Below are 12,433 nucleotides of genomic sequence, written 5' to 3'. Positions count from 1 at the left end.
GGCGTCACCGTCACAGAGTGATGCCCAGCACCTGGCGCAGCCGGTCGGCCATGGCCCGGTAGCCGCGGGCGTTGGGGTGGAAGGAATCCTCCGGGTCCGAGACCACGAACCCGTTGGACCACGGATCACCGCTGCACACCCGGTGGCCCTGGAACACGTCGAAGGCGTCCACGAAGACGATCCGCCCGTCACCGGTCGCCCGGACGGCTGCGGCGATCATGTCCCGGGCCTGGGCGGTGGCCTCGGCGATGCGGGTGAGTTCGGCGGTGTCGATGGTGGCGTTCGTACCGAAGCACCCCCCGCTCGTGGGCAGTGGGTCGACGCCCGGCACGGGCAGGAAGGCCGGGTAGCTCAGCACCGCCAGCACGGCGTCGGACCGCATCCGGGAGAGGATGTTCTGGTAGAGCGACACCAGCCTGGCCTGGGTGGCCTGTAGCTCCGCCGGGGTGACCAGCGGGGCGCCACCGCAGTCCGACAGCGCGCAGTCGCGCAGCTTCGTGGCGAACCCGAGGTCGTTGCCGCCGATCGTGACCGTCACCAGCCTCGTGTAGGGCTTCACGTAGTCGACCTGGGCGAACTCCTCCAGGCTCTGCCGGTTGGTCAGGTCGTTGATCCGCGCGCCGTGGCACGCCTTGAGGTTGGTCCGGTCGATCGGCAGACCCCGGAAGCGGTCACCCTGGATCTGCATCGAGTAGGTGGCGTTGGCCCGCCGGCAGATCGCCGGGTTCGGCGGGCCGAGGTACGGCGGTGCACCCGTGCCGGCGGAGTACGAGTCACCCAGCGCCGTGTGACGGATCACCGGTGCCGCCAGCCCACTGTCGAACGTCCCGGTGCCCAGCACGATGTGCAGCAGATCCGTGCCGAGCCCCTCGCAGAGCAGGTAGCGCAGGCCCGGCAGTGGACCGCAGGCACCCCAGGCGGAACCGACCGGCGCCAGCAGGTAGAGCTCGAACAGAATCTCCACCTGACGCCCACCGTCGTAGAGGTCACCGGGGATCCGGACGCCGCCGCTGGTGGCTCCGTAGTAGTACCGGTTGAAGGCGAACGGCGAGCCCACGTACAACAGCGTGCCGTCGTAGCCGGGGGTGCGGTCGACGACACCGGCGACACCGTACGCGTAGTCGAGGTAGAAGTTGCAGCTCAGCTCGGCGAAATATTCGACGGTCGCGGAGTAGTTGTCGGCGTCGGCGTTGACCGATGTCCGGCGCGTCACCTGCTCCTGGCAGTACCAGTCCGCGTCCTGACCGGCACCGGCGGTCCGGCTGCGGACCGCGGATCCGACGCCGGCCCGCAGACCGTTCCCGGTCGCCTTCTCCTGCCCCGGCAGCGCCTTGGGACTGACCGGTGCGGTCCGGCTGGTGAACGGCGCCGGCCGGGTGCCCTTACGCGGCACCACCACCGGTCCGGGCAGCGTGGGCCGCGGCTCCCAGGTCTCGGTCGACCCGGCGTCCGGCCCCGCAGCCGACACCGTCGGCCCGGCCGTCGAACCGATCGGGGCGGCCGAGGCGGCCGTCACCGGTTGGATCGCGGTCAGCAGCCCGACCACCATCAGGATCGACACACCCACCCGGGAACGTCGCCGTAGCGACCACCATGCGATGGCGCTCCGGTGCCGGGACCGGCGTCTTCCGTCCACGATCATCACCCCTCACGTCCTGCGGAATCGGGTACCGGCAGGGTGGCAAAGCGCGCTGACGCAGCGGATCCGTGAAACTACGCAAGCGGCTACGCAGGTGGCCCGTGGTCGCCGGCAGCCTCGGAGAGCCGGCGCGCCATCGCGGTGCGGGAGTGGACCTGGAGCTTGGCGAAGACCCGGTTCAGGTGGGACTCGATGGTCCGTGGGCTCAGATAGAGCCGCGTGGCGATCTCCTTGTTGCTCAGGCCGGTCGTCGCCAGGCCGGCGATCTCCCGCTCCCGGACGGTGAGGGCGGCATCACCGTCCGGTCGCCCGGAGCGTGCCGGGCCGGTGGCACGGTGCCCGGCGAGCACGGATGCGGCCCACCCGGCACCGCAGGCCCGGTAACCGGTCTCGGCGCGGTCGAGTGCCGCGGCGCCCGGGCCGTACCGGCCCGCGACGAGGTACGCGGCACCGGCGAGGTGGCGGGACAACGCCTCCTCCATCGGCGTCCCGGCCGCCGCGAAGCTGGCCGCCGCGCTCTCCGCCAGCATCGTCGCCCGGTCCGGGCCCTCCATCCGGTACGCGGTGAAGGCTCGGGCGAACCGGGCCAGTCCGATCTCGTACGGCAGGCCGGCGGCCGTTGCCCGGCGTTCCGCCCGCTCACCGACCTGTCTGGCGGTGGCGTGGTCACCTCGCCCGACGGCGGCGACGGCCGCGACCAGGTCCCGCGCCACCAGCACCGGTGGATGTCTCGACGGCGGTGTCGCCGGCTCGGTGAGCAGGTCGGCGCCACCGCCCCAGTCACCCGCGACCGCCCTGGCCAGGGCCAGCTCCACCCGGTTGATCCGCCACCACGCCCGGGACCGCGGCGGCCCGACCACCTCGGGCCCGTCGCTGCCCAGGTCGCCGCCGACGGGGGCCACGGCAGGGCCGGCGGTGGCGAGGGCCGCGGCCGGGCCGGCGGTCCACAGCACCGGGCGCAGCCGGACCGCCGCCGCCATCGCGCCCATCTCCGTGCTGCCCACCCGCTCGGCGGCGGTCCGCGCCTCCTCCGCGGCCCGCACCGCACGGGTCAGCCGGCCGGCGCGGGTGTGCACCAGCGACTCCATGACGAGCAGGTACGGCGAGGCGCTGCTCGGCCCGAGGCCGTCCAGGATCCGTCTCGCCCGGGCAAGATGTCGGTCCGCGTCAGCGAAGTTGCCCAACTGGATCTCCACCAGCGCCAACGGTGAGACGATCTCGACGTACGGGCGCAGGTCCGCGTCGCCGGTGGCGTCCACGGCGACGACGGCGGTGGCAAGCTGCTCGCGTGCCGACCCGGCGCAGCCGAGGTACAGGGTGGCAAGGGCCCGCAGCGTCAGCGCCGCCGCCACGAGCACCGACCGGCGCTCGTCGAGCAGTTCAAGGGCCCGCTGCGCGTGGTGCACCGCCGAGGTCGGCTCCTCCCGGAACGCGTCAACGGCCGCCAGTTCCACGTGCAGCTTCGCCTCCTCGACCGGGTCGAGCCCGCCCCGGCCGAGTTGCGTGCCGAGTGTCGCGGCCGCCTCGGCGAAGTCGCCGAGCTGCCGGGCCACCGCCACACCGAACGTCTCGGCCCGCGTCTGCACCGGCCCCCCGGCCCGACACAGCCGCTGGAGCACCTCGCGGCTGCGGGCCAACTCGCCGCTGCGGCCGAGGGCTCGGGCGTACCACATCGCCACCTCGGCACGCCGCTCGTCGCGCGGCCCGGTGTCCGGCATGATGCGCAGCGCGGTGCCGAGCCAGCGGGCCGCCTGGGCGGGGGCCTCGTGGGCGAACGCGACACCCGCGTCGACCAACGTGGCCACGGCGGTCTCGTCACCATGGCGGGCGGACCGTTCCGTGTGGTGGGCCACCAACTGCCGGGACGCCCGCCGGCCACGCAGGTAGCCGGCGGTGCGGGTGTGCGCCTCGAACCGCCAGGCCGCGCCGGTCAACGCGTACGCCGAGGCCCGCATCAACGGGTGCCGGTAGCGCAGCCGACCGCCGTCCGCGTCAAGCAGCCCGAGCCGCCCGAGCTGGTCGACCGCCGCGGTGACCACGGGCATCGGCAGGCCGGCGACGTGCCCGACGAGGTCGATCGTGGTGTGGTCGCCGACCACCGCGGCGATGTGGGCGACCCGCTGCACCGACAACTGCTGGGCGGTGATCTCGGCGGCGAGTCCCGCCAGCACGGACCGTCGCGATCCGGCGAGGCGGTCGTCGTCGACCGGGTCGTGCCGCCGGGCCAGGGCCGCCAGACCGTCCAGTTCGTCGTCGTCGAGCCGGGACAGCGCCTGGATGTAGAGCGGGTTGCCGAGACTGGACCGCAGGATCAGTTCCCGGCGGCGACGTGGCACGCCGGCCAGCAGCACGTCCAGACTGGCCGCGTCCAGTGGCGGAAGGTCGATGAGGGTGGCTGCCGGGCCGAGCCGTGCGATGGCGTTGACCAGCCGTGCCGGTGGGCAGGCGCTGCGGAACGCCACCGCGAGCAGCATCGGCACCGGCGGCGGGTTGCCGATCAGATGCTCGGTCAGCTCCAGTGACGCCGAGTCGGCCCAGTGCACGTCGTCGAGCAGCAGCGCGGCACCCGGTTCCGGTGCCTGGGTGAGCATCCGCCGCACCGCCACCGGCACCGACGGCTGCGCCGCGTCGCCCGGCCCGCTACCGGCCGCCTCCACCATCTCGGCGTAGAGCCCGAACGGCACACCCTGCTCATACTGGGTGGCCCGGCCGAGGCGGACCAGCAGCCCGGCGGCGGCGGCCCGCCGGGCCAACTCGCGGAGGATCCGGGTCTTGCCCAGGCCCGCCTCGCCGCACACCTCGACCGCCACGGATCGCCCGGCCCGCACGGTGGCCACCGCACTGTCCAGCGACTCCAGCTCGGCTGCCCGGCCCACCAGCACCGGGTCGGGCCCGAATCCCACCTCTCGGTTGGCCGTCATCTCGCCTCCCCACGGGGAGTGTCACAGCGACAGCCATCGGTGACCATCAACTATCGGCCCGATCGTTGTCGGCATCGTCGGTGCCGTGCCGCCGCCGGCTCGTCGGCGTCGTCGGTGCCGCACCGGCCGTCGCCGGTTCACTCGATGTCGACCTCGATCTCAGGCGGGTTCAGCAGGGTGTTGTGCACCGTGCAGTGGCTCGCCACGGCACGCAGCGCGGGCCACTTCTCCGGCGGCAGGTCGGTCGGCGGTCGTACGGTGATCCGGATGGCGGCGACCCGGGCCGGTCGGTCGGTGGCCATCTCGAACGACGCGGTCACCGTCAGGCCGGCACGGTCGTGCCCGTGCCGGGTCAGGTAACGCCCGGCGTAGTACGCGACGCAGGCGGCGAGCGAGGCGGCGAACAGCTCCGTAGGGTTCGGCGCGGTGTCAGCACCGCCCGCGTCGACCGGTTGGTCGGCCAGCAGCCGGTGATCGCGCACCCGGATCTCGTACGCCTCTCCGGCACGAAACCGCACGTCGATCGGGTCCAGGTCGACTCTGGTGTTCGTGGGTGTCATAGCCCCTCCTCGGGTACGTCCTCTCTCTCATCCCAACCCTGAGGAGGTATGCGCGGCAGGGCCGTTGGGCCTGCACCGCCCCGCTGATCGACACCCGACCGGACCGGCACGGTGCTGCCGGAGCCGGAAGACTGGGTCAGGCGTTGCCCCACTGGCCGCGGTGGATGACCGAACTGGCGTCCCGGCGACGCGCGGCGACGGTGGGGTTCTGCGGCGGCAGGTCGTGGGCGCGGTAACCGATGCAGATGCCGCCGATCGGCGTGTACTCGTCGGGGATGCCGAACTCGGCCTTGAAGGCGGCCGTGTGCGCGGGGACGTCGACCTCGGGCGTGAAGTCCGCACCGGTTGCCGGCATGATGCCGAAGAAGCAGGCGTCCAGTCCCTCGTCGACGGCCGTGAGCAGCATCATCAGCGCCGCCATGCCGGTGTCGATGTACCAGTAGGGTGCCGGCCAGCGGGCCTCCGACCGGTCGGTCCAGCCCTTGTCGGCCTCGGCGTACCGGGCGAGGTAGGCCGCCTTGTGCGCGAGCGGTACGACCACCAGCGGCGCGTTCTGCATCGTGGGGGTCTGCGCGACGCGGGTCGGCACGAAGGGCCAGAATCGGGCGCGGTCGCCCGGCTCGGTGAGGGCGAGGAAGGCCCAGCCCTGCGAGAAGCCGGCCGACGGCGCCCGCAGCGCGCTGGCCAGGATCGTCTCGACGATCTCGGGGCTGAGCGGCCGGTCGGCGTAGTGCCGCACCATCCGACGACGACGGATCACCTCTGCGAACTGCATGCGGGGATCCTGCCACCAGGTCCGGGGCGCTGTCGCCCCTGGTGGTCGAGGTTCGGCCGCCCGTACGATCGGGTGGTGCGGGAGCTGCTGCGATCGTGGTGGCACGAGCCGCGCCCGGCGGGACCACCGCGCGGATGGCGGGACTGGCTGCTGGTCGTCGTGTTCGCGGCGACGGCGCTGCTGGAGGGGTTCGTACGGTCGGATCTGCCGGCACCGGCGTTCGTGCCGGTCCTGGTCGGCGTCGGGCTCGCCCCGGTGTTGCTCTGGCGACGGACCAGGCCGTTGCTCATGGCGGCGGTCGCCTTCCCGGTCTGCGCCGTCGGCGAGGCCGTGGTCGGCGGCGATCTCGGCCTGCACACGCTGGCCTACCTGCTGATCCTGGTGTTCTCGCTGTCGCGGTGGGGTGCGGGACGCGAGGCCGTCCTCGGAGCGACCATCGTCGCCGCGAAGATCGTGCTGTCGGCGGCGGTCGGTCATCTCCGTCCGGGCGACGCGCTGGCCGGGGCCGGGGTGGTCTCGGCCGCGCTGGCCCTCGGAGCTGCGCTGCGTTACCGGGCACGAGCGCGCCAACGCGAGTTCGAGCAGGTGAAGCTGCTGGAGCGGGAGCGACTGGCCCGCGATCTGCACGACACGGTCGCCCATCACGTGTCCGCGATGGCGATCCGGGCCCAGGCGGGGCTGGCCGTGCTCGACACGCAACCGGCCGCTGCCGCCGACGCGCTACGGATCATCGAGGCCGAGGCGACCCGGGCGCTTGTCGAGATGCGCGCGATGGTGCGGGTGTTACGCCGCGACGAGCCGGCCGACCGGACGCCGGCCCCACGCATCGCCGACCTCGAACATCTGGCCAGCCGCTCCGCTCGGGGCCCGGCGGTCGAGGTGGAGTTGTCCGGTGATCTCGACGGGTTGCCGATGCCGGTGTCCACTGCGATCTACCGGCTGGCCCAGGAATCGGTCACCAACGCTCGCCGGCACGCCCGACATGCGACGCGCATCGTGGTGCGGGTCGCCTGCGACGATGAGGTGGTGCGGCTACGGGTCAGCGACGACGGAGAAGGTCCTGGTCCACGCGGGTTCGGGCCCGCCGGCTTCGGGCTGATCGGCATGCGCGAACGGGCCCAGTTGCTCGGCGGCTCGGTCGATGCCGGGCCGAACCTCGACCGCGGCTGGACGGTGTCGGCGACGCTGCCGCGCACCGTGGCGGCATGAGCCGCAGCGGGCGACGCCCGCCGGCCTGACGGTCAGGTGCTGGACGCCGACTCGTCAGGTCAGCTCGGCCGGAGCCCGGGCCGTCAGGTCAGCTCGGCCGGGGCCCGGGCCGTCAGCCTCGTCGCAGTGGGTGGCCGGGTCCGGGCCCTGCCACTCACCGGGTTGCCCGGTCTCAGCCGGGCCGGCGCCGCCGTCAGCGCGTACGCCGGCGATCAGGTCGGCGGTGGTGTGGGCCCGGATGCCGAGCGGCGCGCTGTCGGTGAACCGCCCGACGACCGCCCGGACGTGCTGCTCGGCGGGTTGCGCGAGACCGTCGTACACCGCTGCGAACAGCTCCCGGGCCGGCTGCCTGAGCCAGCCGGCCGGCAGCAGTTCCACCGGTAGCTGCGGGTCGAGGGTGGGAAAGCGGCGGAAGGTGTCCATCACCTCGGTACGCGCTCGGACCGCCGCGGCACCGTCGACCTGCCCGGAGCTGACCAGCGGCAGCAGCGAAGTCCAACTGTCCAGGAACTCCGCGTAGTGCCGGTTGATGGCGTCGATGTCCCATGCCTCGATGGGGGCACGGTCACTGATCGACCCCAGCACGTTCTGGCGGCCGCGAAAGACCGTGACGGTGCCGAGGGTCAGTTGTTCGAGTTGGACCCGCGCCCGCGGCGTCAGTTCGTACGGCGAGATCCACAGGCCGTCGTACAGCGGCGCGTACCCGAGCCAGCGGAGTTGACTGCGCAGCGCCCGGCGCTGGGCGCTGCGATCCTGCGGCAGCGAGAAGGCCACGATCGTCCAGCACCTGTCCCACGGCGCCGCGGCGGTGGTGGAGGTGAGGATCCAGTTGCCTCCGCTGGAGAGGTTGGCGGCGGCGGCCCGGCTGAGTCGGTACGAGCTGCGGCGTCCGTGCCGACTTCCTTCGAGCACACCACGACGGGCCAGCCGGCTGATCGCGGTACGGGCACCGGCGGTGGTCACCCCGGACTCGGTGAGCAGCGCGACGATTGCGGCGGAGGGAAGCGCGGCGCGGGTCCGCAGGGTGTAGTCCGCCAGCAGCGTCATCGCGAAGCCCTGAGGCGAGTTGCCCACCTGTCGCCGCGGCATCCGGAGCGAGTTGCTCCCGTCGTCGGAATAGATCTCCTCGATGTGGAACGGGCTAGTCACGGGCGCTCCGGACTCGACTCGGGGGACGGGGTATCGACTGTAGATGGACGCTGATGAGTCGGTCCGTCGGCCCGGCCGGGACGAGGGCCACAGTTGATCGAGGTACGTCGATTGACACTTCCTGGGCCCAGGAGAACAATATCTGCTACACGACGCCACACGGAGCCGGGCAGGGCAAGCCAGACGTGGTGGACACGCCGTGATCACTGCGGGGAGTTGGGCGCACCCGCGAGCACAACGCGCAGACCGATCCCAGCCTGCTAACAGGCGTTCGAAGGAGTCGTCCGTGAAAATCAGAAGAAAGTTACTGCTCGGCCTGGCCGTGTCGCTTGTCGCGGCCGGCCTGGTGGCCCCCACGATCAGTCCCGCGTACGCGGCCTCGCTGACCGAGGTGACCAGCTTCGGCGACAACCCCGGCCGGATGCGCATGCACATCTACGTGCCGGACAACCGCCCGGCCAGGCCGGCGACGGTGGTGGCCATGCACGGCTGTGGCGGCTCGGGCCCCGGCTTCTACTCCGGCAGCGAGTTCGCCAGCCAGGCCGACCGCTACGGCTTCATCGTGATCTACCCGTCCGCGACCCAGCAGGCCGGTTTCGGCAACTGCTTCGACGTCTGGTCGGATGCCGCCAAGCGTCGCGGCGGCGGCAGCGACCCGGTCTCCATCATGTCGATGGTCCGGTACGCGCAACAGCAGTACAACGCCGATCCCGACCGGGTGTACGCGACGGGCAGTTCGTCCGGCGGCATGATGACCAACCACATGCTGGCCCTCTACCCCGACGTGTTCAAGGCCGGTGCCGCGTTCATGGGGGTCCCGTTCAACTGCTTCGCCAACGCGGCGGACTACCCGCCCGGCAGCAGCCAGTGCACCGGCGGCAACATGAACCGGACCCCGCAGCAGTGGGGTGACGCGGTGCGCCAGGCCTACCCCGGTTACTCCGGTCCGCGTCCCCGGGTGCAGCTGTGGCACGGCACCAACGACACGCTCGTGCCGTTCTCACTGTTGCAGGAAGCCGTCGAGCAGTGGACCAACGTGTTCGGTCTCAGCCAGAATCCGACCTCCACCGACACGCCGCAGGCCAACTGGAACCGCCGCCGGTTCGCCGACAGCAGCGGCACCGTCCAGGTCGAGGCGTACAGCATCCAGGGTGCCGGCCACAGCCTGCCCTCCGGCGGCATGGCCGCGGCCGCCGTCCAGTTCTTCGGCCTGACCAACCCGAACCCGACTACCCCGCCGCCGAACCCGACCACCCCGCCGCCGAACCCGACCACCCCGCCGCCGAACCCGACCACGCCGCCGCCGAACCCGACCACGCCCCCGCCGGGCTCCGCCGCCTGCCGAGTGGCCGTCGCCATCAACGCGTGGAACAACGGGCTCACCGAGAACCTCACCATCACCAACACCGGCACCAGTGCGATCAACGGCTGGTCACTGGTGTTCACCCTGCCCGGTGGTCAGAACATCACCGGCGGCTGGAACGCCACCTACTCCCCCAGCTCGGGGCAGGTGACGGCGAGGAACGTCTCGTACAACGCCAGCATCCCCGCCAACGGATCGTTGACGATCGGCTTCCAGGCCACCCACACCGGTAACACCGCAAGGCCCAGCTCGTTCGCCCTCAACGGGGCGTCCTGCACGATCGCCTGACACCGTCGGCACGCCGGGGAGGAGACGTTGGCGCACCTCCCCGGCGTGCCTGTCGGTGACATGCCGCGTCGGCAGCCCTGGGGTCCCGCGCCCCGACGCGCCTACGACTCAGCCTGGACGCCTTGGGCGAGCAGCCCGTCGACGAGGGCACGGAGGCCGTCGACATAGGTGTCGCGCGGGGCCAGCACCGCCCAGCGGTCACCGAGCGCCGCGAGATGCGGCAACTTCTCGGCGTCGATGTTGCCGAAGAACGGGCCTCGGTGGTTCGCCCCGTCGCCGCCGCCCCGACGCGCGGTGTGTGACCGGACGAGAATTTCACCGACCGTGTAGTACCAGATGCTGCGGAAGACGTAGACAGCGTGGTCGGGAGTGCAGCCGTGGTCGATGGCGCCGGCCACGACCGCCTCGACCAGCCCCAGCGGCGAGTCGCCGAGCCGGGTGATGAATCCGTCGGTGGTGAGGACCTCGGCCGCCCACGGCCACGCCGCCAGCGCATCGTGGATCGTGGCGGCAGCGACGATGACGCGTTCCTGCGGCTCCTCCGGCAGCCCGGGGTGGGCGACCTGCTCTCCGTACTCATTGATCAGGAGGAACAGTAGGTCCTCTTTGTCCTGCACGTGGTGGTACAGGGTCGTTGCCCCCACGCCGATCTCGGCGGCCAGCTTGCGGATGGTGAGCCTCTCCCAGCCGTTGCGATCGATGAGGCCGCGCGCGGCGGCCAGGATCTGGGCGCGAGATGTCGTCGGCGGTCTGCCTGCTTTGAGTCGCGGCGCATTGGCTTGGGGCACCGACCCATCATGCCTCCTCCACCAACCAGGTTCCTCCGAGGTGACGCGCTAGACAGCGGCCCACGGCCGAGGTTAATTTAAGAACGCGTTCGAAAACTCGGACGCTACCCGTCACTACGACAGAGGACCGGTTTTGCGGTGACGAACAAGGCATTAGTCAACGGACAATCAGCAGTCGACCGGGGTGCCCGGCCAGGGCTCACCCTGGCCGCCGTGGCCGTCGTGCAGTTCATGGTTTCGCTGGACCTGTCAGTCGTGAACCTGGGTCTTCCGGAGATCGCCGAAAGCCTCGGCTTCAGCGAACTGGGCCTGACCTGGGTGATCCACGCCTACGCCCTGGCCTTCGGCGGACTACTCCTGCTCGGCGGCAAGATCGCCGACCGGTACGGCCACAAGCGGATGCTGCTCATCGGGCTCGTCGTGTTCGGTCTCGCCTCCCTCGCGGGCGGTTTCGCCGACGTGCCGGGTCAGCTGGTGGCCGCCCGCGTCGCGCAGGGTGTCGGGGCCGCGATGCTGGCGCCCGCCGCGCTGGCGTTGCTGACCGCGACCTTTCCCAGCGGCAAGCCCCGGGTGAAGGCGTTCGGCGTGTGGGCCGCGATGAACGCCGCGGGTGGTGCCCTCGGCGTCCTGATCGGCGGCGTGCTCACCGAGTACGCCGGCTGGGAGTGGGTGATGTGGGTCAGCGCGCCGATGGCCGCGCTCGCCATGGTCCTGACCTGGCGTGGCATCGCCAGGGACCTGCCGGTCGCGCCCGAAGGCCGCCCGGACGTGCTGGGTGCACTGCTGGCCACCGGAGGCATGACGCTGCTGGTGCTCGGCATCGTCCGTACGGACCGGTACGCGTGGAGTTCGATGGTCACGCTCAGCACCCTGGCGGCGGCGGTCGTGCTGCTCGCCGCGTTCGTCTACGTCGAGCGGACCACCACCCGCGATCCCCTGGTCCGGGTCGGCCTGCTGGCCAACCGTTCGGTCGCGGGTGCCAACGCCTACAACCTCATCTTCGGCGCCACCATGGCCTCGGCCTTCTACTTCCTCTCGCTCTACCTGCAACGGGTGCTCGGCACCAGCCCGGCGGAGACCGGGCTGAAGTTCCTGCCACTGGCGATCGGCGTGGTCGTCGGCTCCGCCATCGCCATCAAGCTCGGCTACAAGGTTCCCGCCCGCACGCTCATGATCGCGGGTGCGCTGGTGAGCGCGGTCGGGTTCGCCGGGTTCGGCATGATCGATGCCGATGGCTCGTTCCTCGCCGACGTCCTCGTTCCGTCGGTGATCGCCAGTGTCGGCTTCGGGCTCTGCCTCGGGCCGATGGTCTCCACCGCCACGCACGGGGTCGCCCAACACGAGACCGGCACCGCGTCCAGCCTGTTGAACACCTCCCGCCAGCTCGGTGCTGCGCTCGGGCTCGCCGCGCTCAGCACCGCCGCCTTCGAGTACTCCGGCAAGGAGGGCACGCCCAGCGCGCTCAGCGACGGGTACGCCTTCGCCCTGACCCTCGGCGCCGGGCTCTGGATCGTCGCCGCCGTCATCGCGCTCGTCGTGCTACCCCGGGTCAGCCCGACGGCTCAGGCCGAGCTGGGCGACCGCGAGCTGATCGACGTACCGGAGAAGGCGGCCTGACCGACGGCCGGTACGTCCTGAACGGCTCACTCGGTGACGGCCAGGGGCGGCACGCGACGACACACGTGTCGTGCGCCGCCCCTGGCCGGAATCGCACGCCCCCGCGAGCAGCTCATGGGCCGGC

At 71.8% G+C, this 12,433-nt stretch carries 9 protein-coding genes; 3 read left to right on the top strand and 6 right to left on the bottom strand.

What is annotated here, in order from left to right; genetic code table 11:
* Positions 1 to 10 precede the first annotated feature (10 nt).
* The 4 genes from ACFY2A_RS19460 to ACFY2A_RS19445 form a co-directional block, all read right to left on the bottom strand.
* Positions 11 to 1,567, bottom strand: a complete 1,557-nt coding sequence (locus ACFY2A_RS19460; protein ID WP_387173307.1) for an SGNH/GDSL hydrolase family protein — start codon at positions 1,565 to 1,567, stop codon at positions 11 to 13.
* A 158-nt stretch (positions 1,568 to 1,725) separates the two neighbouring features.
* On the bottom strand, positions 1,726 to 4,560 hold the full coding sequence (locus ACFY2A_RS19455) for an AAA family ATPase (protein ID WP_387173305.1): 2,835 nt from the start codon (positions 4,558 to 4,560) through the stop codon (positions 1,726 to 1,728).
* A gap of 137 nt (positions 4,561 to 4,697) precedes the next feature.
* Entirely contained in the window at positions 4,698 to 5,120 is a 423-nt protein-coding gene (locus ACFY2A_RS19450) for an OsmC family protein (RefSeq protein ID WP_363925292.1), read from the bottom strand.
* A gap of 136 nt (positions 5,121 to 5,256) precedes the next feature.
* On the bottom strand, positions 5,257 to 5,895 hold the full coding sequence (locus tag ACFY2A_RS19445; protein WP_363925294.1) for a nitroreductase family protein: 639 nt from the start codon (positions 5,893 to 5,895) through the stop codon (positions 5,257 to 5,259).
* Positions 5,896 to 5,970: 75 nt separating this feature from the next.
* Here ACFY2A_RS19445 and ACFY2A_RS19440 point away from each other — a divergent pair, with 75 nt between their 5' ends.
* Positions 5,971 to 7,104, top strand: coding sequence for a sensor histidine kinase (locus ACFY2A_RS19440; RefSeq protein WP_387173302.1), 1,134 nt, complete (start codon positions 5,971 to 5,973; stop codon positions 7,102 to 7,104).
* Between the two features lie 54 nt (positions 7,105 to 7,158).
* Here the strand turns inward: ACFY2A_RS19440 and ACFY2A_RS19435 are convergent, their stop codons facing one another.
* Entirely contained in the window at positions 7,159 to 8,253 is a 1,095-nt protein-coding gene (locus ACFY2A_RS19435; RefSeq protein WP_387173300.1) for a PaaX family transcriptional regulator C-terminal domain-containing protein, read from the bottom strand.
* Between the two features lie 286 nt (positions 8,254 to 8,539).
* On the opposite strand from ACFY2A_RS19435, the gene ACFY2A_RS19430 reads away from it, so the two are divergent.
* Positions 8,540 to 9,904 carry a PHB depolymerase family esterase gene (locus ACFY2A_RS19430; protein WP_387173298.1) on the top strand — a complete coding sequence of 455 codons (1,365 nt, stop codon included), beginning with the start codon at positions 8,540 to 8,542 and terminating at the stop codon, positions 9,902 to 9,904.
* Positions 9,905 to 10,005: 101 nt separating this feature from the next.
* Here the strand turns inward: ACFY2A_RS19430 and ACFY2A_RS19425 are convergent, their stop codons facing one another.
* The gene (locus ACFY2A_RS19425; protein ID WP_387173296.1) at positions 10,006 to 10,692 is read right to left on the bottom strand and encodes a TetR/AcrR family transcriptional regulator; all 687 of its coding nucleotides are present in this window, start codon (positions 10,690 to 10,692) and stop codon (positions 10,006 to 10,008) included.
* Between the two features lie 213 nt (positions 10,693 to 10,905).
* Here ACFY2A_RS19425 and ACFY2A_RS19420 point away from each other — a divergent pair, with 213 nt between their 5' ends.
* Complete coding sequence (locus tag ACFY2A_RS19420) at positions 10,906 to 12,309, top strand: MFS transporter (RefSeq protein WP_387173294.1); 1,404 nt, start codon at positions 10,906 to 10,908, stop codon at positions 12,307 to 12,309.
* Positions 12,310 to 12,433 lie beyond the last annotated feature (124 nt).

The organism is Micromonospora sp. NPDC000442 (assembly GCF_042898635.1).
Taxonomy (GTDB): Bacteria; Actinomycetota; Actinomycetes; order Mycobacteriales; family Micromonosporaceae; genus Micromonospora.
Note: the sequence above shows the minus strand (reverse complement) of the source record. Positions and strands in the feature narration are given on the sequence as shown.

What these genes read in the sequence shown, in the direction of transcription:
- ACFY2A_RS19455 (WP_387173305.1), bottom strand. Translation starts at nt 4,560, where the DNA reads ATGACGGCCAACCGAGAGGTGGGATTCGGGCCCGACCCGGTGCTGGTG.
- ACFY2A_RS19450 (WP_363925292.1), bottom strand. Translation starts at nt 5,120, where the DNA reads ATGACACCCACGAACACCAGAGTCGACCTGGACCCGATCGACGTGCGG.
- ACFY2A_RS19445 (WP_363925294.1), bottom strand. Translation starts at nt 5,895, where the DNA reads ATGCAGTTCGCAGAGGTGATCCGTCGTCGTCGGATGGTGCGGCACTAC.